Consider the following 21,513-nt stretch of genomic DNA (forward strand, 5'->3'; position numbering starts at 1 on the left):
CATGAGCAGCGATAACCACCACAAACTGATCATCCTGGGCTCCGGCCCTGCAGGCTACGCAGCAGCCGTTTACGCAGCGCGGGCCAATCTTGAGCCGGTGTTGATTACCGGCATCCAACAAGGCGGTCAGCTCACCACCACCACAGAAGTGGACAATTGGCCTGGTGACCCCGAGGGCTTAACGGGCCCTGATCTGATGGTCCGCATGCAACAGCATGCTGAACGCTTTGATACGCAGATCGTCTTCGACCACATCAACAAAGTGAATTTCAAGCAGCGCCCCTTCGTTTTAGAGGGCGACTCTGCAACCTACACCGCGGATGCCGTCATCATCTCTACCGGAGCATCGGCGCGCTACCTAGGTCTGCCCTCGGAAGAGGCCTTTATGGGTAAGGGCGTCTCTGCCTGCGCCACCTGTGACGGGTTCTTTTACAAAAACAAAGATGTCGCAGTCATCGGCGGCGGTAATACCGCTGTAGAAGAAGCCCTGTACTTGGCCAATATCGCCAGCCACGTCCACCTGGTGCACCGTCGGGATACCTTCCGTGCGGAGAAAATCATGGTGGACAAGGTGAAGGAAAAGGTTGAGGCCGGCAAAATCACGCTGCATTTGAATGCCGAGCTGGCCGAAGTGGTCGGCGACGACAGCGGTGTAACCGGCGTCAAACTGCTACGCAAAGACGACCAAGGTCCAGAGCAATTGGATCTGCATGGAGTCTTCATTGCTATCGGCCATACGCCCAATACCGGCATTTTCGAGGGTCAGCTGGACATGAAGAACGGCTACCTCACCGTCAACAGCGGTACCGAAGGCAATGCCACGGCGACTTCGGTCCCTGGCGTGTTTGCCGCCGGAGATGTGAGTGACCACGTTTACCGTCAAGCCATCACCTCTGCCGGTACAGGCTGCATGGCTGCCTTGGACGCGGAGAAGTACTTGGATCAGCTCAGCTAAGATCGCCCGCGAACTCAACACCCCGAAGCCCCGCAGTCGCGGGGCTTTTTTTGGTTCAGCGCGGTTTAGCGGGATATTGGCTTAGGTCTGCCGAACATGATGGCTTGAGCATCTACCCTCCTCGTAGGTCGTCAGTTGGGCACAAGCCAGCTCTGCAGATGACAGACGGCGCCTCGTTACTGCACTCGCGGCGTTAGGCGTGTTGGTTCGTTAGCGCCGCTGTTCCTCGCGCCGCTGCGCGGTGCCCTCCGGCGCCTCGTGCTTGGTGTGGTCGGCTTGACGCGACGTCGTGTCGCGGCAAGCCTTAATCGGCCGTCCGTGGCCGATTGACCACAGTCGCGACAAGACGTCTACGGCGCTCGGATATGCGGCCCTAAGGGGCCAACACCCCAACCTGCCACCACCGGCTCTTCAGCATAGCCTCATCCTTAATCCTCAGATGCTTGATGTCGCTCCAATTAGAGCCAAGTGAGGCCCGACGGAGCTGCCGAGCAAAGATCATCGGCTCAATCCACAGTGTTCCGCGAAGAAGCTTTTATAACCTCACTTAAGCTCACTGACCCTCTGTGAATGCGCGGAAAGCCTCGTGATGTAGGAACGTAGCTCATCACTTGCGGGTATGCACATTTGTATGCACACTATGGTCATGAGATTCGAATGGGATGAAGCCAAGCGAGCCACGAACCTGCGTAAGCATGGCGTGGATTTCGCCGACGCCACGCCCGTTTTCGATGATCCCCTTGCCCTGACCATCGAAGACTTCGATAACAACGAAGTCGTCATGGTCACGATGGGGTGCGACGCGCTCCTGCGCGTCTTGGTGGTGGTCTGGACAGAACGCCTCAGCGGCACCATCCGGATCATCTCGGCCCGAAAAGCGGAACCTCATGAGTGCCGCCAGTATGAGAGTTAACCATGAAAGACCAATACGACTTCAACGATGCCAAGCGTGGCCCGATCATTCCCCAGGACACCGGGAAAACACGCATAACCATCCGCCTTGATACCGACATCATCGAGCACTTCAAAGCACAATGCGGCGGCGGTGGCAGCTACCAGACGATGATCAATGACACCCTGCGCGCAGCCATCCGTGGAGAAAACCTTGAGGACACGCTGCGGCGTGTTGTAAGGGAAGAATTGACGCACGCGGCGTGAATTAACCCCTGTCTTTGGCTGATCGGGTGCTAAACCCAAGTTAAAAGCTCATGACATGGGAATCACATTCAATGTCCTTCTGAAAGTGAGGTAATTCAGCTGTTATCTGGGGTTAAATCTGTATGTTCGAGCTTGCGTGAGACATTGGGCTGGGCCTACCACCCCCCTGCTCTTGTCCCCTCGCCCGAGGTCGGCAGTTTCACTCTAGCCAGCTCCAGCATTGACCGAGACGCCATCGCTTCCAGTGGCCCTTGAGGACCGCATCCAGGGGGCGCCTCGGAGGGGCAGGACCCGTTTGAGGCTGGTCCAGCAGTCTTACTGATTGCCGCTCACAGCGCCGCCACTCCCCGGTAGACGGCTGAGGAGTTTCCGCAGCGTATGCTCCCGCGCAAAGCTTGATCCACCGCGGAGCGGTGATCGCTAAACCCCGCGCTGTTATGCAAATCTTCTTTCCTCGTCCAACCTAGGGCCGGGCTAGGACCTCTCCCCGGTACACTTCGGCGGTGACTTGCACCAAATGCCGCAAGTTCAGACTATGGTGGCCTCAGCCCCGGACACAGGCCGGGTGTTGTATTGGTGGGGATATGACATGAGTGATGCAAACAGGGCCGGCCCAGCGATGACGCGCCAACGCACGGCCGTGTTAGGGCTTTGCGTAGGCGGCTTAGCCCTGTGTCCGGCGCCTGCGCTAGCCTTGCTTGAGGACATGCCATGGTCGCCAAGCTCTACCCTACCTTGGGCGATTGCCGGACTACTCAGCCTGTGGAGTCTGGCTGCCATGTTGCGCCAACGGCAGCGGCGCAAATTCATGCACCAGCGCTTGGCCCAGCTGCGCCGGCCACGGGCGAGAGAAACGCAAGCACCAAACTCTAGCTGGGCCGCGCTCGGGAGCGAGCTGGATCAGCTAGAGCAAGAGCTGCTGCAGGAGCGTAATGCCCAACAAGCCGACCAAGCCGTGGCGACTGGCCTACGCGAAGTTGGTGACCTTACGCCGGGCGCTATTTGGTCGGTGACATTGCCTACGGATGCTCCGGCCAGAGTCACGTATTTATCGCGTGGGTTTGAGGACCTCTACGCTCTTGACAGAGCCAAAGTGCGCAGCGATCTATCAAGCATTTTCAGCAGCATCCACCCTGCTGATATCGATCGCACGCGCGCTGCCATCGAGCAAAGCATCTTCGGTGATACGCCTTTACACATTGAACATCGCAGCCAGCGCCCCGATGGCAGCTTTCGTTGGACACGGGTCCTCGCGCAAATCCACCGGAATACCCAGGGCGAGCGAAGCTGGAACGGCTTTTGTCTAGACATTCATGAGTTAATCCAGTTACGACAAACCACCGAATCCGCCTTGCAGCGGGCGCGTGCCGCACATCAGGCCCAATCCCACTTTCTGGCCAATGTCGGGCACGAAGTGCGCACTCCGCTCAATGCCATTCTTGGTGTGGCCGACTTAGCTTTAGAGCAGACAGATCTAGCACCAGACATGCAGCAGCGCTTCAGCCGTATTCGCGATGCCGGCCAATCGTTATTACATCTGCTCAATGATCTGTTGGATACCGCCCGTTTAGAGGCCGGCAAAGTAGAGCTCAAGCCTACGGAGTTCGCCTTGGACCAATTGCTGGAAAGGGTGGGCCGCTGGCATGCGGACACCGCACGGCATAAAGGGCTGGACTGGCAACTCGCACTGGACCCAGGCGTACGCATTGCCGTCCGCGGCGACCCGGTCCGCTTACAGCAAGCCCTGGGCAACCTACTCAGTAATGCGGTGCGCTTCACGCACCGCGGCAAGATTGAGGTCTACGCTCGCCCTCTACTCTTGCCGCAACCAGACGGTCGTTCTTGGTTTGAAATCGGAGTGACAGATACTGGCCCAGGCATACCGCGCGACCAACAAGACAACATTTTTGAGCCCTTTATTCAGGGTGACAGCAGCGCCGAACGGCGGCATGGTGGCACCGGCTTAGGTCTGGCGATCGTGCGCCAATTAATGGAGTTAATGCAGGGCGAAGTTCGTCTGGACTCAACGCCGGGTCAAGGCAGCTGCTTTCGTTTACGCTTGCCCCTAGATCGCGTAGCGCTCATCTCTGCGGCCAGTGCGCATCAGGAGCCAGAGCCGGGAGCCCCTCTAGAGCTGGCCACAGAACAAGTCGCGGCGCTGCTAGCACGGATTCGGCATGGCGACCCCAGTAGCCGCTCCTTACTTCAAGAGTGGTTCGACCCCATTCCCGCAAACTTGCAGGGATTACAACAAGCCCTGCAACGCTTCGACTTTCAACAAGCCGAACGCTTACTCCAGCCGCTGGAGCGAGTGCCTGCATGAGCGCCCAATCTGCCCGCATCCTGGTGGTGGATGATGAGCCAGCCAACCTGGCCTTAATTCACGACATTCTTGGCGCCGACTACCAACTGCATATGGCGCAAGACGGGCCTCAGGCTCTGAGCATCGCCGCTGAGATTCAACCCGACCTCATCCTGCTGGACTTGATGCTACCGGGCATGGACGGTTATGAGGTCTGCCAACAGCTGAAGAAGAACCCTGTGCTGGCAGATATCCCGGTCATCATGGTGACCGCGCGTGACCACACCCAAGACGAGCTGCGCGGTTTTGCTGCCGGCGCGGTGGAGTTTATTACCAAGCCCATCAGGCCCGCCTTGCTGCGGGTACGCGTGCAAAACCACCTTCAACTCAACCACCTCAACAAGCGCTTGCAAGCCGATGTGGAGGCGCGAACGCGCGAGCTCGAGTTGGAAGTGCGCCGGCGTGAGCAAGCCATGGCCCGGGCCGAGTATCTGACTCTGCACCACCCGCGCAGCGGATTACCCAATCAGCGCCAGCTTCGCCTGCGCTTAGAGCAATACTTAGCAGCGCGCTCCAATGGCGCAGGTCGCTGTGGGCTACTTCAGCTGCAACCCGACGGCCTGGACCGCATTCGCCAGGGCAGCAGTCCAGAGCAGGTGGACGCTATTTTGAGCGAGTTGGGTGAGCGCCTGCGCGTTGCCTCCGGGCGTGATGATTTCGTCGCCCACCTGGACGATGACAGCTTGGTGGTGATGGTTCCACTACCATTGCCCAGAGCAGCGCAAGATGACCGCCAGAAGCTGGAGCGTCTCGCCGATCTCTACCGTAAAACCCTGGGACGCCCCGTCGACAACATGGCCATTAGCCTCTGCGTGGGCGGCGTATTGGCCCCCGACGATGCGGCCAGCGCAGAACTCGCCCTAGACCGGGCGCATATTGCCCTGGCCAATGCGCGCCGCGCAGGGGCAAATCAAACACGTATGTATGCACCCACCATGGCTGCTCATGCGCGGAGGCTGCACCAGCTCGAGCGCCAGCTACAAACGGCTATCCTGGAGCACCGCTTAGATATTCATCTACAGCCCCAGGTGCACCTTGCCAGTGGCCAAATCAGCGGTGCGGAGGCACTGATCCGCTGGCCAGATGGTGCTGGAGGCTACATCGCCAACAGCAGCTTTTTGCCGTTGGCAGCGGACGCCGGCCTGGGACTGGCTATCGACAATGCTGTACTGGAGCAATCTTTGGATTGGCTACAAGCCAACCAACAGATTCTCCCTCCAGGTTTTCGTCTGGGCATCAACATGTCGGCGCAGGCCTTGAGCCGACCGGGCTGGCTGGAGGCGCTGCCCCAACACCTGTGCGACCGCGGGATCGAACCCCAACGCGTGGAGCTGGAAATTACCGAGCAGTCTCTGATCCAGGATATGCATCACACCCATGAGCGCCTGCGCCGCCTCTGCGCGCAAGGCCTGCATGTCGCTGCGGATGATTTTGGTAGCGGGTATTCCTCACTAGCCTGGTTGGATGGGCTGCCCATCGATCGCATCAAGCTCGATCGCCTGTTCTTGCGCCGGCTAGAGCACAGCCCACGCGCGGCCACTTTGGCGGCCAGCATGATCCAGCTCGCGGATGAGCTCGACCTGGACTGCGTGCTGGAGGGCATTGAAGAAGCTTCGCAGTGGCGCTTTGCCAGAGCACATGGAGCGCCCCACGGCCAAGGCTACCTACTATCGCATCCCATTGCCCCTGAAGATTTCAGCGCGCTGCTCAGCGATGGACTCTGCCTTCCTCAAAGGCCAGCCGCTGCAAAATAAGGAGCCACCAAGGCTTGGCGCCAACCTGACGCTAGCCGTCCGCTCCGGTCACGACACCATTGCTCACAGTCAGCGCGGCTGGCAATCACGCCGCGATCCAATTCGGCCGCTTGAGCGGCCTTGCCAACCAGGGCCTGAACCCGCTTCACAGCCTCACGCTCCACCGGCTCCAGTAAGTCCACGGGCTGCTCCTGCGCCTGCTGCAATCGATCTAATAACTCTTGACCCTGATGTCGGACTAGTCCATCAGGGATATCGTTGATCCGGCGGAGCTCCTGCAGGTTGGTGGGGTTGTGGCGAGCGATAGCCACCAGCAAGCCATCCTTGGCCACCCATGATCGCGGCTTGTCGGACCGCCGTGCACGCTGCTCCCGCCAAACCACCAACTGCACATAACGTTGCTGCTCATCGGGCTCCATGCGCTCCATAGCCCTAGCGCGCAAAGCCAGGTCTACAGGGTCGGGATCTGCCCAGGGACGCGCCAAAGATTGCATCTCCTCCGTCATCCAGTCGGTGCGCCCAGCCGCTGCCAGCGCGTCCTGGAGTTGGGTGTACAGTGCGGGCAAGTGCTCTACGTCGGCTGCGGCATAGGCACACTGCTCCGCGGACAGCGGGCGGCGGGACCAGTCCGTCCGCGTTTGCCCCTTGTCTACAGTCAGCTGTAGCCGCTCAGACACGATTCCGGCATAGCCGATTTGCGGTACTCCGCCGAGCAGCGCATGAGCCGTCTGAGTGTCGTATAGCGGCTGCAAATGCTGCACACCCACAGTGGCCAACACCTCTTGGTCCTGGCCAGGCGCATGCATGATTTTGAGCAGCGGCAGGTTCAGCAACTCCACCAAAGCCGGGAGCAATTCGGCGCACTGCGCGTCGATTAAGGCCACAGCATCCGGGGTGCCCACCTGCACCAAGCATAGCTGTGGGTAATAGGTTCGCTCGCGCATGAATTCGGTGTCTAAGCTCAACCATGGCTGGGATCGCGCATGCGCTGTCCATGCCTGAACTTCGGCGGCGGTGGTGAGATACTGGGCGCTTCGAGAATTGCGCATGGGCCAACAGTGGTCCGTGTGTGGTTTAGGTCACCCATTGTTGCTGATGATTGCTTCGCTTGCGCACAACCTTTCTCGCCTACTGCTTTTTAAAGCTGGCCCGCAGGATCTGCCCGCTACTCCCTTGCTACTCCAACTGGGTGTGCTGGCCTTCCTGACCACTGCGGTGGCGCGCTTACTGCTGGTCAATACCATCGGTCCTGCCCTCCTCCAGGCCCTTGTCGGGTTTGCGGTCTTTTGGGCATATGTGCAGCTAGTGCTCAAGGCGCGCAAAAAACCGGAACGCTTTGCGCAAACCATGGGCGCCTTACTCCTCAGTTCCAGCGTGATCAGCATTTTGATGTTGCCGCCACTCAACACACTGGCACCGCTGCTCATGGAAGTAGCCCGCGGCGCCAATCTGGCTGAGGTACAACCTCCCAGCTGGGCGGTGTATACCTGGCTGGGCTTGAGCATCTGGGGCTTAGCCCTGGCGGGTCACATCTTTCGCCATGCATTAGATGTAGGCATGGGCTTGGGGGTGCTTTGCGCTCTGGGCTATGAGTTATTGCTTGTGCTGGTGATGTCACTGGTCAGCACCAACCCGGCCGCCTGACCCATGCACGTCCACATTCTGGGAGTCTGCGGCACCTTTATGGGCGGCTTGGCCGCGCTAGCGCAGGCGCGTGGTTTTGTAGTCAGCGGGCAAGATAAAGCGGCCTGGCCGCCCATGAGTGAACAGCTGGCCGCTCTGGGCATTCATGTGCACAGCGGCTATAGCGCAGAGGAACTGGAGCGGCAGCAGCCCGACATCGTGGTGGTCGGCAACGCCATCAGTCGTGGCAATCCTGCGCTGGAATATGTCCTCGACCGCGGCATCCCCTATGTATCCGGCCCCCAGTGGCTGGCCGAAGAAGTTTTGGCGGACCGCTGGGTCATTGCGATAGCCGGCACCCACGGCAAAACCACCACCAGCAGCCTAGTCGCGCATATTTTGGAGCACTGCGGACTCCAGCCTGGATTCTTGATCGGCGGCGTACCTGCGAATTTTGGTCAATCTGCCCGGCTTGGAGCTGCCCCCTTCTTCGTGATCGAGGCTGATGAATACGACACAGCTTTCCACGATAAGCGTTCCAAGTTTGTGCACTACCACCCGCGCACCTTGGTGCTGAATAACCTCGAGTTCGATCACGCCGATATATTCGCCGACTTAGGTGCCATCGAAACGCAGTTTCACCATTTAATCCGCACCGTCCCTAGCAATGGCCTGGTGATCTACCCCGAGGCCGAACCGGCCTTAGAACGGGTGATTCAGCGTGGCTGCTGGACGCCGACCTTGGTGCTAAATGGCGTCGACGGCCGCGCTGGCATACAGCCCCAAAGCGAGGACTGGAGTCGTTTTACGATCAGCCTGGGAGAACACAGCTACGCCGTGCAGTGGGGCCTACGCGGCGCTCACAATGCAGCGAACGCCTTGGCCGCCGTCGTTGCTGCACGGCATGCCGGCGTACCCGCGCGCGCGGCGGTGGAGGCGCTGCCCAGCTTTGCCAGCGTTGCGCGACGACAAACTGAAGTGGCTCAGGTTGCCGGCGTATCCGTCATCGACGATTTCGCCCACCACCCCACAGCAATCGCAGCCACCATCGCCGCCCTGCGCCCGGTCACCTCTGGACGGCTGATTGTTGGCTTGGAGCTGCGCAGCAACAGTATGCGCGCTGGCGCCCATTTGGCGGCTTTGCCCGAGGCGCTGAGCGGCGCGGATCAAATTCATCTACTCAATCCCCCTGATCTCAACTTTGATGCAGCTTCTGCGCTGGCAGCCTTAGGACCCCGTTTGTGTTGTGCGAGCACCGCGCCAGAGCTGCAGGCCGCCTTGGTGTCCACAGCCCAGCCCGGCGATCGCATCGTCCTCATGAGCAACGGCGCCTTTGGCGGGTTGCCGCAAAGTTTAGGTCCAGCCCTGGAAGGCAAATTCGCATGACCCAACAACTCTCTACGCTGAGCACAGACGCTCTCAATTTGGATCTGCCGGCACAGCAGCAGCTCGAAGAAGCCGCAGATATTGCGGCTCGCGCTGCTCAAAAAGGCGGCGCAAGCGCGTTTGCCTTGGCTGCCTCCGCGCACACCGGACTATCCCTGGCTTTGCGCGAACAAGCCGTGGAATCTTTAGAGTTTCAGCGCGACCGTGACTTGGGCATCACGGTGTACATCGGTCAACACAAAGGCCACGCAGCCACTGCGGATTTCCGCCCTCAAGCCATTGAGGAGGCTGTACAAGCGGCCTGTGCCATTGCTGCCCACACGCAGGACGATGCTGCTAACGGCTTACCGGACGCGACCGAACTCGCCCAGGACTTTCCCGACTTAGATCTGGATCACCCCACCCAATGGAGCATGCAACAGCTCCTGGACTGCGCCCGGGAGTGCGAACAGCGCGGCCTCGATGCCTCCGTGGTTCAATCCAGCGATGGCATGCACGTCAGCGCATCGCGGCAGATCAGCTTGCTACGCAATAGCCTGGACTTTCAAGGCTGGCGCCAGTCCAGCGACTACAGCTTAAGCCTCAGTCTGATTGGTGAAGATGACTCCGGCAAACGCCGGGATTATTGGTACGCCCATGACCTCAAGGACGCGGTTTTTGCGCAGGCCGACATGGTGGCCGACACCGCCGCCGCACGCGTGGCTCGCAGCCTCAACCCGCGCCAGCCCAAAACCGGAGCCTGCGCGGTGATTTTCCCCCCGGAATTGGCGCGGGGACTATTCCACAGCTTCTTAAGTGCTATTAGTGGGGGCGCCTTGTATCGGCGCTCGAGCTTCTTGCTGGATGCTTTGGATACCGCCGTCTTCCCGCATTGGCTGCAAATCAATCAGCGGCCACGACAAGCTGGGCGTATCGGCAGCGCGAACTTCGATGCTGAAGGCGTGGCGACCCGCGACCGGGAGCTGGTGTCGGAAGGGATTTTGCGGGGCTGGCTACTAGGTAGCTACTCCGCTCGCAAATTGGGCTTACAAACCACGGGTAATGCAGGCGGCGCCCAACGCATAGAGGTGGCATCCCACGGCGCCAGCAGTATTGACGAGATGATGCAGGAGGCTGGTCAGGGCTTGCTGATCACGTCGCTGATGGGTCAGGGCGTCAAGCTCACAACCGGCGATTATTCACGCGGCGCGACTGGCATTTGGTTTGAAAATGGGGCTCCGGCCTACGCCGTGGATGAGTGCACCATTGCCGGCAACCTGCGCGAGATCTTCGCCAGCCTTGCTGCTGTGGGCACAGATCAAGACCTGCGTTCCGGACTCGTGACTGGCAGTGTTCTGGTCCCCCGTATGATGATCGCCGGCCAGTGACAGACCAGCAGTCGAGAACCCGATGAAAATCGTTGCGTGTTACAGCAGCAAAGGCGGCGTGGGCAAAACGGCTACCGCGGTCAACCTCGCCTGGTGGTGTGCGGCGCGCGGCCGCACCACCTTGTTGGCTGATCTAGACCCCCAAGGCGCTTCTTCATTCTACTTTCGGGTCAGCCCTGCCAAAAAGAACTGGGGCAAAGTGCTGCGCGGCCGCCAAGCGGAGCTGGGTGACCAAATTCGCGCCAGCGAATATCCCAACCTCGATGTCCTTCCTGCCCATCAAGGATTCAGGAATGTCGACGTATTGCTGGCCGCTGCGGAGCAGTCGCACAAACGGCTAAAGCAGAGCCTGGGTACTTTAGAGTCGCATTACGACCTCGTGATCCTAGACTGCCCGCCCACCATGGGCCCCTTGGCTGAGGCCATCTTTAACGCCGCTGATCGCATATTGCTGCCCCTGATCCCAACCACCTTGGCCGAGCGCAGTCTCGAGCAATTACTCGAGTTTTTTGCCCAACAGGGCTGGAAAACCAAGGCCATACGACCCTTTTTCAACATGGTGCAAGGCCGGAAGACCCTGCATCGCAGCACTATGGCACGGCTACGCGCCCGCATACCGCACGTGGCTCAGGCGTGGGTTCCACATGCACGCGACGTAGAATACATGGGCGAACAACAAGCACCATTGCTCGCCACCACCCCCCAAAGCCCCGCGGCAAAGGCCTTCGATGCCGTTTTTGCCGAACATTGCGCAAAGCTCGTTCAGACCCTGGCCTGAGCTCTCAACCAACGCGCCTGCTGATCAGCGGCCCCCTGCGTGACTCACGCAGACCGGCTTAGTAGGTCGAGGGCACAATCCAGAAGACTGTCAAAGCGGTGATGATCAGGGCGCCCATCAGGTTCAAGGCCAAGCCTTCGCGCGCCATACGGGTGGCGCTGACCTGCCCACTCCCATACACAATGGCATTGGGCGCCGTAGCCACCGGCAACATGAAGGCACATGAGGCGCTCAGCGCGGCTGGCAACATCAACCACAGCGGCGGTATCTGCGCAGACTGCGCCGCCAGCGCAAGAACGGGTAATAACAAAACGGCTGTTGCGGTGTTGCTACTGACCTCGGTCAAGAAGGTGAGCATCAAACAAATGACGATCACCGCTGACCACAGCGGCCAAACTCCCACCATGGCAAGTGCATCGCCCAAGGCCTCACTGAGGCCAGACACGGCGAAGGCCTTGGCCAGTGCAATACCACCACCAAACAAGATCAGCACTCCCCAGGGTATCGCTACGGCCTGGCTCCAAGGCAGTAGCCGTCCGCCACGTCCGTCGCCGATGGCGCTCAGCAACACCACGCCCAACAAGGCCACGTGGGCGTCATGCGCTTGCGGAAGCTGTAACCATTGCTGCCAGCCGCCCCAAGGCTCGGAACGACTCACCCAGAGCAGGGCCACCAGTGCAAACACCCATAGGGTGCGACGCTCAGCCGCTTGCCAGGCCCCCACCTGGGGCAGCTCAGCACGTAGCGGGCCGTTTAATCGACGTGTCAGCCACAGTGCAGCGGCTGGCAGCAGCACAACGACCACGGGCAAGGTCCATTGCATCCACTGGACGAAACTGGGAGGGCGACCCACGTTTTCGGCATACACCTGCATAAACACCAGATTGGGTGGAGTGCCTATGGGCGTGCCCAAACCACCGATGCTCGCCGCATAAGCAATACCCAGCACCAGAATGGGCGCCATCCTGGAGCCCCCTTGGGCAGGCAGCACAGCCATGGCCACCGGCAGCAGCATGAGGGTGGTTGCCGTATTGGAGATCCACATGGATAGAACGGCGCTGGCCAACATAAAGCCGAAGACCAGTCGTCGCTGACTGTGCACACCGCACACATGCAGCATCGCCAGGGCCAACCGACGGTGAGCGCCGCTATGTGCCAGGGCCTGGGACAACATGAAGCCACCCAGCAGCAGCAAAATCAATGGACTGCCATAAGCAGCGCCAACCTGATCGGCGCTGAGCACACCAAACAATGGCAACAAGGCCAGCGGCAGCAAGGCCGTGACGGCCATCGGCAGGGGCTCAAAAACCCACCATAGAGCGCAAAGAGCCGCCAAACCGGCGGTTCCTACCGCAGCGTCTGGCAGATTCATGGCTGCGCAAACCCACATGCTCGCCGCGGCAACGATGGGGCCTGGAAACCATCTCCACAGGCCCATTGTCGTTATTGTCTCCATCCGCAGGGCGTAGCCTTCAACCTATGCCTTGGCCTCTAGTTGCGCTTCATCGCCGCAAAGAACTCAGCGTTGGTCTTGGTTTGCTTCATGCGGTCGATCAACAGTTCAATCGCGCCCAGGTCATCGCCTGATTGCAGGGCTTTACGCAGGACCCATACCCCCTGCATTTCCTGTTGATCCATCAGCAATTCTTCGCGGCGGGTCCCCGAGCGGTTGACATTAATGGCCGGGAAGACACGCTTCTCGGCAATGCGCCGTTCTAGGACCAGTTCCAGGTTACCGGTTCCCTTGAACTCCTCGTAGATAACTTCGTCCATCTTGGAGCCGGTTTCGACCAAGCAGGTCGCGATAATGGTGAGCGAGCCCCCCTCTTCGACATTCCGCGCGGCACCAAAGAAGCGTTTGGGCTTTTGCAAAGCATTGGCGTCCACACCCCCGGTTAGCACCTTGCCGGAGCTGGGCGCTACGGTGTTGTAAGCACGTGCCAGGCGAGTGATGGAATCCAACAGGATGACCACATCGCGCTTGTGCTCCACCAACCGCTTGGCTTTTTCGATGGCCATCTCGGCGACCTGCACATGCCGGCTAGCGGGCTGATCAAAGGTGGACGACACCACCTCACCACGCACGGTGCGCTGCATGTCGGTCACTTCTTCAGGGCGCTCGTCAATCAGCAGCACCATCAAATAGTGATCGGGGTAATTCGAGGCAATGCTCTGCGCAATGTTTTGCAGGAGCAAGGTCTTACCCGCTTTGGGCGGCGCAACAATCAACCCCCGCTGCCCCGCACCGATAGGCGATACCAAGTCAATGATTCGCGCAGTGATGTCTTCGGTAGACCCGTTACCGCGCTCCAAACGCAAGCGGTCCTGCGGGAATAAGGCGGTGAGGTTTTCAAAAGGAACCTTGCGCCGACTCACCTCAGGTGGCTCATCGTTAATCGTGTCGATTTGGCCTAGGGCAAAGTAACGCTCGTTGTTCGCTGGCGGACGTACCCGGCCGCGAATGGTGTCGCCTTTACGCAGGCTGAAACGACGAATTTGGCTGGGCGACACGTAAATATCATCCGAGCCGGAGTCCCAGGAATCGTTGGTGTTGCGCAGGAAACCGAAGTTGTCGTTGGTCAGTTCCAGGACGCCTTCCACCGTAACAATGTGGTTACGCAGCAGATAGTTGCGCAGCAACTGGAAGATGAGATCCGTCTTTTTGACCCGCGAGAGCTCTACACCGAATTCCTCGGCGATGGCGATGACTTCATGGCCGGGCTTGCGCTTGAGCTCCACCAAGTCAATGACGGGCAGGCTTTCATCGGGCTCATAATCTGCGTACTCGGCATTCCGATCACGCCCCTTGCCGCCGCCGTTACCACTGCCTTGATTAGGGTTATTCCGGCCACGCCGATTGCGTCCACGCTCGCGGCGGTTGCCTCGCGGGCCATTACCACCACGGCCACCTTGGCCGCCATTACCGTCGTTACCGTCCTTGCCATCGCCGCCGTCGTCGCTACCGGTGTTGTCATCACCACGCGCACTCTCAGGAGCTTTGTCGGCTTTGTCATTGGCAGCCGGCTTTTCCACACTCACCTTGACTTCTACAGCCTCAGCGGTGGACTCGGCAGCCTCAGCTTTGGGCTTGGCCGTGCGGCGGCGTGGTTTAGGCTTGGCTTCCGCTGCAGGGGTCTCGGCGGAGTTTTCTGGGGTATCAGCAGTCGCGGCGTCGTTGCTCACGGAATTCCTCTGTCAGGAAAGCAAAAAGGTTGAGGGAGCGCTAAAGGCTCAGGCGCAGATGTGAAAACAACCCAGACGAGGTTGGGAATCTGCAACCGAAAATCGTAGGAAGCTATGCAGCAGCGTGAATGCTGTGCGCTTAATCTCACGGTGGCCTGCACCGCTTGGATGACGAAGCAAGAATGTTGTCACCTCCGCTTCGACATCTGGATGCTACTGCGCTCGGCGGCGGTATGCAACTCGGGGCCGAAGAAATTTCCCTGGCGCAGCACTGCCTGCGCCGTTTCCACGCGCGATTCCAGCGACTCGAGCAGAGTGCATGCCGCTGGATGTGCCCCTACTACGCAGGACTATTTCGCCTGGCACAGGGTCGGTGCGGTGCCTTGAGCCTGGATGACCCTGACCAGTGCCAGAAAATAGCGATGAAGGGGACATTGGTCTGGGTCCACCCAATGTGTGTTGTCAACGCCCCGTACTCGCCCTGGTTGATGAAGGGCTTGTGGGCGCATTCTGAAATGCCATAAGGCCGTGTGCGAAGCCAGGGTTTGCTGACCATCGGCGACCAATGACTGACTCACTCCAGAGTGCTGCGTAAAGCAAAAAAAATCGGGGTAGCGCCAGAAGATCGCGCTACCCCGACTTTTAAACTCTAGCCGCTGGAACTCTAACCACTGAAACTTCAGCCGCTGGGCGAGCTCGCCTTACATGGCCGACTCAACAAACTCCGTGAGTTGAGCTTTAGACAGCGCGCCGACTTTGGTTGCTGCCACTTCGCCACCCTTGAAAATCATCAGGGTCGGAATACCGCGAACGCCAAATTTGGCCGTGGATTGCTCGTTATCGTCGATGTTGAGTTTGACGATCTTCAGCTTGCCATCATATTCCGGGGCCAAAGCTTCAAGAACCGGAGCAATCATGCGGCATGGCCCGCACCACTCGGCCCAGAAATCAACCAAAACAGGAACATCGGACTGCAGCACGTCAGCATCAAAGCTGGAATCTGTGACGTGGGTGATGTGCTCACTCATTTGCGGGCTCCAAATCTTTTATCGAAGGAAAAATGGAAAGTGGGGTGTATCTCAGCAATATCAACACAATACCTTGAAATTCTCCGCCGCAGGCCAAAGCCAACCAATCGCGACTATGGGTTTGCGCTATGGCCCTGGGCCCCAGAGCCATCAAGGTCTACAGCATCCGCGGCTATGGGCACGCCGAATCAATCACTTGGGCTGTCCACTGCAACCGGCAATGCTGCTCACGTGGCGCAAACGACAGCTTTTCAACACTTGGGTAAAGCGTTGTTATGATGGGTAGCGGCACGCTTTTGTCCGCTAATGATTCGCTGGGACATCCCGATTTAATGCAACAAGACCCAACTGAGGCTGGCAAACACCTGACTGATCAGGCTTTTGCCGACATGCCTATCCACAGCCGCCTGCTGGCTGCACTGCAAGAACAGCAGCTGAGCCACTGCACACCCATCCAAGCACAGACACTGCCCATGGCATTGGCCGGGCGTAGTGTGGCAGGGCAGGCTGAAACCGGCACCGGGAAAACGGCGGCTTTCTTAATCGCAACCTTGCACCACCTTTTAAGCAACGAAGACAGTCCCGAGCGCAAGGCCAACCAGCCACGCGCCATCGTCATTGCGCCCACCCGCGAACTCGCTCAGCAGATTCACGCCGATGCCGAGCCACTGTGCCAGAGCCTGCACCTGCGGAGCTGCGTGGTGTATGGCGGCAGCGGCTACCAATCGCAGCAAGACCAAATTGCCAGCGGAACAGACCTGCTTATTGGCACTCCTGGCCGGTTAATCGACTACTTCAAACAAAGGGTTTTCGATTTGCGGGCCGTTGAAGTCGCGGTGCTCGATGAAGCCGATCGTATGTTTGATCTGGGTTTCATCAAAGACATCCGGTTCTTAATGCGCCGTTTGCCGCCAGCCGGACAACGCTTGAACTTGATGTTCTCCGCAACGCTCTCACATAAGGTCATGGAACTGGCCTGGGAGCACTTAGGTGACCCAGAATGGGTGCGTAGCGAATCCACCAGCCTCACCGCCCGTGGTATCCGCGAGCAGCTCTACCATGTGAGCAAAGACGACAAACGCAACCTGCTGATTAATTGGCTGCGCGCCATGCGCCCGCAACACACCATGATATTTGTCAACACCCGGCGTGTGGCCGAGTACATTGATGAAAACTTGGTGCGCGCGGGTATTAAAGGCGGCATGCTTTCCGGCAATGTGCCGCAGAAAAAGCGCGAGCGGCTACTCAGCGAGTTCAAAAGCGGCGATATCCACGTCCTCGTGGCCACCGATGTTGCCGCCCGGGGGCTGCACATCCCTGGCGTCAGCCATGTGTTGAACTACGACTTACCCCAAGACGCCGAAGACTATGTGCACCGCATCGGCCGCACCGCGCGTGCTGGGGCTCAAGGAGATGCGGTGTCGTTTTGCTGCGAAGAGTATGTGTTCGGGCTGGAAGACATTGAGTCGCTCATTGGCTACCAGATTCCTGCCGAGCAGCCTCCAGCCGACTGGCTGCAGCGACCGGAGCTAGGACCCAGACCGCCGCGCAAACCCAAGCCTCCGCGCAGCGGAGGACAGCGCCGTCGGTCTGGTGGCGGACGCCGGCGTTCCTCGGCCGGCAACCGCAGCAGCTCCTAAGGCGCTGAGGGCACCTGCAGGGCCGCCAAGCTAGAAATCTCGATCAAGTCTGGCTCTGCCTCACGGATGGGCAGGGCGCGCCCTGCATCGCGCACCCCCAGAACCTGCCCCACCCCGCCGGCTAGGGCACCGCGCAGCACGCGTGGCGTGTCGTCCACGAGCACCGCGCGCTGCAAGTCGATACCGGTCTGTGGGGCAAAGCTTTGCCAAAAGGCCAACTGCTCTTTGGGAGCGCCAAAGGGGTGCGTGCTGTAGGCGCGGTCGAATAAAGCGGTCAATCCCGAATACCGATCTTTCAGGTCCAAGACGTCTGGATGGGCATTCGTCAGCAGTACCAACTCCCGTCCGCTCGCGCGTATGGCCTCCAAGGTGGGCTGCACCTGCGGTAGAAAACGGATATCGGCAGCTGTCTCCTGCTTGAGCTCACGCAAGCGCAGGCCCAGGGTCCGGTCCCAGAAGTCCAGGCAGTACCAGTTCAGGGTGCCCTGATGCTCCACGAATAAGGGACGCAAAGCCTGTTGGGCCGCGGCAAGCTCCATGTTGTTTTGTTGCCCCCAGGCGCGGGGCACCGCCTCATGCCAAAAGGCATGATCGAAACTCAGGTCCAGCACGGTGCCGTCCATATCGCACAGCACCGTGTCGATGCGAGTCCAGTCCAAGGCTTGATTCATGGACTTATGGTAGCTTGCCCAGCTTCATAGCGACCACCTCAGACACAGCGTATCCGCCCATGCTTGATCAGTTAACCGCCCTGGCCGAAGAGGCCGGCCAAGCCATCTTGAAGCACTATGCAAGCCCGGAGGCGGTGCAGACCAAAGCGGATGACTCACCGCTGACAGCAGCAGACCTTGCTGCCCACCAAGTCATCAGCGCTGGACTCGCTCGGCTAGACCCCAGCATTCCGGTGTTATCCGAAGAAGGGGGCATGCCAGACTTTGCCCAGCGACAAAGCTGGTCACGCTACTTCCTGGTGGACCCGCTGGATGGCACCAAAGAGTTTCTCAAACGCAATGGAGAGTTCACGGTCAATATTGCGCTTATTGAAAACCACCGCCCCAGCTGCGCGGTCGTCCATGCACCGGCGTTGGAGGGACAAAGCTGGATTGCTCGCATTGGCGAAGGTGCTTGGCACCGCCAAAACGGTGAGCAGCGAGCCATCCAGACGGCGCCCCTGCCCGAACGCTGGCGCATTTTGGTGAGTCGCAGCCATCGCAGCCCCGAGGTGGAGCAATTTTTGGCCAAATGCCCAGCCCATGACCCCATTGCTGCCGGATCGAGTTTGAAATTCTGCCGCATTGCTAGCGGCGAAGCCGATGTCTATCCGCGTCTGGGACCGACCTCGGAGTGGGATACCGGCGCCGGCCAATGTGTGCTGGAGGCTGCCGGAGGCGTCGTGCTGCGCACCGACGGCAGCCCCCTGCGCTACAACACCAAAGACGAAATCCTCAACCCGTGGTTTATCGCCGCAAGTACCGCCGACTATGACTGGACAGCCATGCTCGGCTAACAAGGCCATCCGCGTCGGCGTATTCGATTCCGGGCTTGGAGGCTTATCCGTTTTCAGACAGATTGCCCAACTACGCCCCGATATCGACCTCATCTACTACGCCGACCAGGCCCGCATTCCCTGGGGGCCGCGCAGCGCACAGGACCTACACCTGTATTGCCGCAATATCTGCTTGCAGTGGATACACCAACAATGTGACCTCATCGTCGTTGCCTGCAATACGGCCTCGGCAGCTGCGCTGAGCCGACTGCGCTTGGAGTTCCCGCAGCAGTGCTTCGTGGGGATGGAACCGGCCATCAAACCAGCCGCGCAATTAACCCGTAGCGGTGTCATCGGACTGCTCGCCACACCAGCCACGCTAGCAGGCGAGCTGCTGGCCCAGACTCGGGCCCGCCATGCCGCACATGTGCGCATCGTCTCGGACCCCTGCCAGGGCTTGGTGGAGGCCATTGAGAGCACCGACCCGCAACAGGTGAATGCCACCCTAGCGCAGATTTTGCCGAGGATCTTGGAGGCTGACAGTGACGTACTAGTGCTCGGGTGTACGCACTATGTGTTTGCCGCAGAGGCCATGCGCGCCCAGATGCCTAGCGACGTTCAGATTCTGGATCCAGCTCCCGCAGTCGCCGCCCAGGTCAATCGCCTGCTTCCTGCACCCACACAGCGCAGCGGCCAACGCCAGTTTTGGACCAGCGGCGACCCGCAGACCTTTAGCCGCCGAGCGTCTGCCCTGCTCCAGCACAGCATCCAGGCACAGCACGCGGACTGGGTCACAGCACCCCTGCCCTAGTCAAAAGCGACAGCTAATCGCGCCAAGCGTGCAGGCTGGATTAAGGCGCAGTCTCAGACTGCGTCACCTGACTAGGCTAGGGCGAGGTCCAGTTCGGCAAAGCTATGCACAGATGCATGCTGCTGCGCGGCTTGGGTCCCATCCTCGGGGCGTATGAGCTGTACAACCTGGAGCCCGCTTGCTTGGGCCGCATCCAGCTCTTCGGCCACATCGGACAAAAATAAGATGTGCTCTGGAATCACTCCCAGAGCCTGTACGATGCGAGCGTAGCTACCTGCCTCACGCTTGGCGCCAACACGGGTGTCAAACCACTGGGAGAACAGCTCCCGCAGGTCTCCTTGCGGCGTGTGTCCAAACAATTGCTGCTGTGCGGCCACCGATCCTGAGGAATACACCCCTAGCCCAATGCCGGCGGCATGCCAAGCTTTGAGAGCGGGAACCACGTCCGGATAGACGTGGCTTTGCAGCTGGCCATCGGCGTAGCCACGACGCCAAATCATGCCCTGCAAGGCCTTCAAAGGCGTCACCTTTTGGTCGGCGTCCATCCACGACAACAAGGTAGCCAAGATCGTTGGATGGTCATCGGGTGAGCACTCAGCCAGCATCGCTGTAGCCACCACCTCGGCGCGCACCTCAGGATCGTGAGCATGCTCACGCAGAAACTCCGGCAAGGCCGCGCGGGCAAAAGGGAACAAGGTGTCGTGCACGAAGGCAATGCTGGTGGTGGTTCCTTCAATATCGGTGAGCAGAAAACGCACGCTCAGGTTCATCTGCCGGCCTCCGGCAATGGTTGCATCGGCGCATAACGCTTGGCCACGTCATCGCCGGTAAACTCCGCCACCCAGCCATCTGCTTGGGTGAAGAACCGCAGGGCCACAAAGTACGGGGCCTCACTCATATCAAACCAATGGGTCATTCCCGCCGGCACGCTGATCAGATCGCCAGCCGTGCACAGCAATACATACACCCGGCCATTCTGGCGCAGATAGAACAGCCCGCCACCGGCGGCGAAGTAGCGCATCTCAAAATCTGCATGCGTGTGCTCTTGGAGAAACTTTTCACGGGCCGCCGCTGCGCCGGGGTGATCAGGAAACAGAGCCACCACATCCATGGCCGAGAAGCCGAATTCGTCTTGCAAAGCCTCAAGCGGCCCACTGTAAGCCCGTAGAACCTCTTCGCTTGGCGTTTGTGGCCCGATGCCGTCAACCACCGCCCAGCGCCGGAATAGCACCCCGATGGACTGCATGTGAGCCTCAATCGCTGCTGTTGATTGATGCTCTTCCAACAATTGCGGCTGGTCTTGGTCGGCGAAGATTCGCAAGGTGGTCATCGGATTTGCAACTCCATGAGCTGGCATTGAAGTAGAAACTCCAAGCTTTCATAGCGCCAAAGCGCTTGTTCAACAGTCGTTCCCCAAGCATAGACGCCATGCCCGCGGATGATGTAGCCGTGTTCTATAGGCCGTGCGGCATGCCGAGCACGAATATGCGCGGCCAGCCTGTCCATATCCTGGTCATTATCAAAAAGGGGCACGGCCACCGTGGCGTCGTGGGATTGCACGCCTCCCAAGCCTTTGAGCATTTCGTAGTCCTGCAGCTCCAACCAAGGCTCCGCGTGCCGCCGCCCCAGAACGGTTGCTGCCGGTGAATGGCCATGCAAGACGCAACCAATAGCCGGCAGGGCGGCATAGCGCTCACAGTGTAAAAGCGTTTCGGCCGACGGGGTCCGCCCTGCTTCCAGGCTTTGACCAGCGGCATCGACCAAGAGAAAGTCGTTCTCGCTCAGATGACCTTTATGCCGCCCGGACACAGTGAGCAGGAACTGCCCTGGCGCCAGTCGCACAGAGAAATTGCCGCCACCGCCTGGAACCCAGCCATGACGATCCAAGCGCTGGCCGGCGGCGATCAACGCCTGCCGATATTCCTGTTGTGACACCAGTGCTCCGTCATGTTCCAATATGTGCCAAGTTTAGCAATCTGCCT

At 59.5% G+C, this 21,513-nt stretch carries 20 protein-coding genes; 12 read left to right on the forward strand and 8 right to left on the reverse strand.

What is annotated here, in order from left to right; translation table 11 throughout:
• Position 1 precedes the first annotated feature (1 nt).
• The 5 genes from trxB to KI787_03130 all read left to right on the forward strand — a co-directional run bounded on the left by trxB (position 2) and on the right by KI787_03130 (position 6,229).
• Complete coding sequence (gene trxB / locus KI787_03110; GenBank protein MBV6628920.1) at positions 2 to 955, forward strand: thioredoxin-disulfide reductase; 954 nt, start codon at positions 2 to 4, stop codon at positions 953 to 955.
• A 646-nt stretch (positions 956 to 1,601) separates the two neighbouring features.
• Entirely contained in the window at positions 1,602 to 1,868 is a 267-nt protein-coding gene (locus KI787_03115) for a BrnT family toxin (protein MBV6628921.1), read from the forward strand.
• Between the two features lie 2 nt (positions 1,869 to 1,870).
• The gene (locus tag KI787_03120; GenBank protein ID MBV6628922.1) at positions 1,871 to 2,113 is read left to right on the forward strand and encodes a BrnA antitoxin family protein; all 243 of its coding nucleotides are present in this window, start codon (positions 1,871 to 1,873) and stop codon (positions 2,111 to 2,113) included.
• 589 nt (positions 2,114 to 2,702) lie between these two features.
• Entirely contained in the window at positions 2,703 to 4,436 is a 1,734-nt protein-coding gene (locus KI787_03125) for a PAS domain-containing protein (GenBank protein MBV6628923.1), read from the forward strand.
• Positions 4,433 to 6,229: an EAL domain-containing protein gene (locus tag KI787_03130; protein ID MBV6628924.1), complete on the forward strand. Its 1,797-nt coding sequence runs from the start codon at positions 4,433 to 4,435 to the stop codon at positions 6,227 to 6,229. Before KI787_03125 ends, KI787_03130 begins: the two co-directional genes overlap by 4 nt.
• On the opposite strand, the gene KI787_03135 is transcribed toward KI787_03130, so the two are convergent.
• A complete protein-coding gene (locus tag KI787_03135; GenBank protein MBV6628925.1) occupies positions 6,205 to 7,278 on the reverse strand; it encodes an HRDC domain-containing protein in 1,074 nt (357 codons plus the stop codon). The two genes, KI787_03130 and KI787_03135, sit on opposite strands and share 25 nt — an antisense overlap.
• Here KI787_03135 and KI787_03140 point away from each other — a divergent pair.
• From KI787_03140 to KI787_03155, 4 genes are read left to right on the forward strand one after another with little or no spacing between them, the layout of a single operon-like run.
• Positions 7,277 to 7,873 (forward strand): hypothetical protein, encoded by a 597-nt coding sequence (locus tag KI787_03140; GenBank protein ID MBV6628926.1) that lies wholly within the window; start codon positions 7,277 to 7,279, stop codon positions 7,871 to 7,873. The genes KI787_03135 and KI787_03140 overlap by 2 nt on opposite strands.
• Before the next feature lie 3 nt (positions 7,874 to 7,876).
• Complete coding sequence (gene mpl / locus KI787_03145) at positions 7,877 to 9,238, forward strand: UDP-N-acetylmuramate:L-alanyl-gamma-D-glutamyl-meso-diaminopimelate ligase (GenBank protein MBV6628927.1); 1,362 nt, start codon at positions 7,877 to 7,879, stop codon at positions 9,236 to 9,238.
• Positions 9,235 to 10,605, forward strand: a complete 1,371-nt coding sequence (gene pmbA, locus KI787_03150) for a metalloprotease PmbA (GenBank protein MBV6628928.1) — start codon at positions 9,235 to 9,237, stop codon at positions 10,603 to 10,605. The genes mpl and pmbA overlap by 4 nt, the downstream gene beginning before the upstream one ends.
• Positions 10,606 to 10,627: 22 nt before the next feature.
• A complete protein-coding gene (locus KI787_03155) occupies positions 10,628 to 11,383 on the forward strand; it encodes an AAA family ATPase (protein ID MBV6628929.1) in 756 nt (251 codons plus the stop codon).
• A 58-nt stretch (positions 11,384 to 11,441) separates the two neighbouring features.
• On the opposite strand, the gene KI787_03160 is transcribed toward KI787_03155, so the two are convergent.
• From KI787_03160 to trxA, 3 genes are all read right to left on the reverse strand, one after another.
• The gene (locus KI787_03160; protein ID MBV6628930.1) at positions 11,442 to 12,821 is read right to left on the reverse strand and encodes an SLC13/DASS family transporter; all 1,380 of its coding nucleotides are present in this window, start codon (positions 12,819 to 12,821) and stop codon (positions 11,442 to 11,444) included.
• Positions 12,822 to 12,874: 53 nt separating this feature from the next.
• Positions 12,875 to 14,131 (reverse strand): transcription termination factor Rho, encoded by a 1,257-nt coding sequence (gene rho, locus KI787_03165; protein ID MBV6628931.1) that lies wholly within the window; start codon positions 14,129 to 14,131, stop codon positions 12,875 to 12,877.
• Between the two features lie 1,136 nt (positions 14,132 to 15,267).
• Complete coding sequence (trxA, locus tag KI787_03170; protein ID MBV6628932.1) at positions 15,268 to 15,594, reverse strand: thioredoxin TrxA; 327 nt, start codon at positions 15,592 to 15,594, stop codon at positions 15,268 to 15,270.
• A 332-nt stretch (positions 15,595 to 15,926) separates the two neighbouring features.
• On the opposite strand from trxA, the gene KI787_03175 reads away from it, so the two are divergent.
• Positions 15,927 to 17,234: a DEAD/DEAH box helicase gene (locus KI787_03175; protein MBV6628933.1), complete on the forward strand. Its 1,308-nt coding sequence runs from the start codon at positions 15,927 to 15,929 to the stop codon at positions 17,232 to 17,234.
• Here the strand turns inward: KI787_03175 and KI787_03180 are convergent.
• On the reverse strand, positions 17,231 to 17,905 hold the full coding sequence (locus KI787_03180; protein MBV6628934.1) for an HAD-IA family hydrolase: 675 nt from the start codon (positions 17,903 to 17,905) through the stop codon (positions 17,231 to 17,233). The two genes, KI787_03175 and KI787_03180, sit on opposite strands and share 4 nt — an antisense overlap.
• Positions 17,906 to 17,964: 59 nt before the next feature.
• Here KI787_03180 and cysQ point away from each other — a divergent pair, with 59 nt between their 5' ends.
• Positions 17,965 to 18,741 carry a 3'(2'),5'-bisphosphate nucleotidase CysQ gene (gene cysQ, locus KI787_03185; protein MBV6628935.1) on the forward strand — a complete coding sequence of 259 codons (777 nt, stop codon included), beginning with the start codon at positions 17,965 to 17,967 and terminating at the stop codon, positions 18,739 to 18,741.
• Positions 18,716 to 19,531 (forward strand): glutamate racemase, encoded by an 816-nt coding sequence (murI, locus tag KI787_03190; protein ID MBV6628936.1) that lies wholly within the window; start codon positions 18,716 to 18,718, stop codon positions 19,529 to 19,531. Before cysQ ends, murI begins: the two co-directional genes overlap by 26 nt.
• 71 nt (positions 19,532 to 19,602) lie before the next feature.
• On the opposite strand, the gene mtnC is transcribed toward murI, so the two are convergent.
• Genes mtnC through KI787_03205 form a run of 3 tightly spaced genes read right to left on the reverse strand, consistent with a single transcriptional unit; the run spans position 19,603 to position 21,466 of the window.
• On the reverse strand, positions 19,603 to 20,301 hold the full coding sequence (gene mtnC, locus KI787_03195; protein MBV6628937.1) for an acireductone synthase: 699 nt from the start codon (positions 20,299 to 20,301) through the stop codon (positions 19,603 to 19,605).
• Positions 20,298 to 20,861, reverse strand: coding sequence for a cupin (locus tag KI787_03200; protein ID MBV6628938.1), 564 nt, complete (start codon positions 20,859 to 20,861; stop codon positions 20,298 to 20,300). Before KI787_03200 ends, mtnC begins: the two co-directional genes overlap by 4 nt.
• The gene (locus KI787_03205; protein ID MBV6628939.1) at positions 20,858 to 21,466 is read right to left on the reverse strand and encodes a methylthioribulose 1-phosphate dehydratase; all 609 of its coding nucleotides are present in this window, start codon (positions 21,464 to 21,466) and stop codon (positions 20,858 to 20,860) included. The genes KI787_03200 and KI787_03205 overlap by 4 nt, the downstream gene beginning before the upstream one ends.
• Positions 21,467 to 21,513: the final 47 nt, after the last annotated feature.

This window comes from Oceanococcus sp. HetDA_MAG_MS8, assembly GCA_019192445.1.
Taxonomy (GTDB): Bacteria; Pseudomonadota; Gammaproteobacteria; order Nevskiales; family Oceanococcaceae; genus MS8.

Bases quoted from the DNA above. Each gene is read 5' to 3' on its own strand.
- trxB (MBV6628920.1), top strand. From the start codon at position 2: ATGAGCAGCGATAACCACCACAAACTGATCATCCTGGGCTCCGGCCCT.
- KI787_03115 (MBV6628921.1), top strand. From the start codon at position 1,602: ATGAGATTCGAATGGGATGAAGCCAAGCGAGCCACGAACCTGCGTAAG.
- KI787_03120 (MBV6628922.1), top strand. From the start codon at position 1,871: ATGAAAGACCAATACGACTTCAACGATGCCAAGCGTGGCCCGATCATT.
- KI787_03125 (MBV6628923.1), top strand. From the start codon at position 2,703: ATGAGTGATGCAAACAGGGCCGGCCCAGCGATGACGCGCCAACGCACG.
- KI787_03130 (MBV6628924.1), top strand. From the start codon at position 4,433: ATGAGCGCCCAATCTGCCCGCATCCTGGTGGTGGATGATGAGCCAGCC.
- KI787_03140 (MBV6628926.1), top strand. From the start codon at position 7,277: ATGGGCCAACAGTGGTCCGTGTGTGGTTTAGGTCACCCATTGTTGCTG.
- KI787_03135 (MBV6628925.1), bottom strand. From the start codon at position 7,278: ATGCGCAATTCTCGAAGCGCCCAGTATCTCACCACCGCCGCCGAAGTT.
- mpl (MBV6628927.1), top strand. From the start codon at position 7,877: ATGCACGTCCACATTCTGGGAGTCTGCGGCACCTTTATGGGCGGCTTG.
- pmbA (MBV6628928.1), top strand. From the start codon at position 9,235: ATGACCCAACAACTCTCTACGCTGAGCACAGACGCTCTCAATTTGGAT.
- KI787_03155 (MBV6628929.1), top strand. From the start codon at position 10,628: ATGAAAATCGTTGCGTGTTACAGCAGCAAAGGCGGCGTGGGCAAAACG.
- KI787_03160 (MBV6628930.1), bottom strand. From the start codon at position 12,821: ATGGGCCTGTGGAGATGGTTTCCAGGCCCCATCGTTGCCGCGGCGAGC.
- trxA (MBV6628932.1), bottom strand. From the start codon at position 15,594: ATGAGTGAGCACATCACCCACGTCACAGATTCCAGCTTTGATGCTGAC.
- KI787_03175 (MBV6628933.1), top strand. From the start codon at position 15,927: ATGCAACAAGACCCAACTGAGGCTGGCAAACACCTGACTGATCAGGCT.
- KI787_03180 (MBV6628934.1), bottom strand. From the start codon at position 17,905: ATGAATCAAGCCTTGGACTGGACTCGCATCGACACGGTGCTGTGCGAT.
- cysQ (MBV6628935.1), top strand. From the start codon at position 17,965: ATGCTTGATCAGTTAACCGCCCTGGCCGAAGAGGCCGGCCAAGCCATC.
- murI (MBV6628936.1), top strand. From the start codon at position 18,716: ATGACTGGACAGCCATGCTCGGCTAACAAGGCCATCCGCGTCGGCGTA.
- mtnC (MBV6628937.1), bottom strand. From the start codon at position 20,301: ATGAACCTGAGCGTGCGTTTTCTGCTCACCGATATTGAAGGAACCACC.
- KI787_03200 (MBV6628938.1), bottom strand. From the start codon at position 20,861: ATGACCACCTTGCGAATCTTCGCCGACCAAGACCAGCCGCAATTGTTG.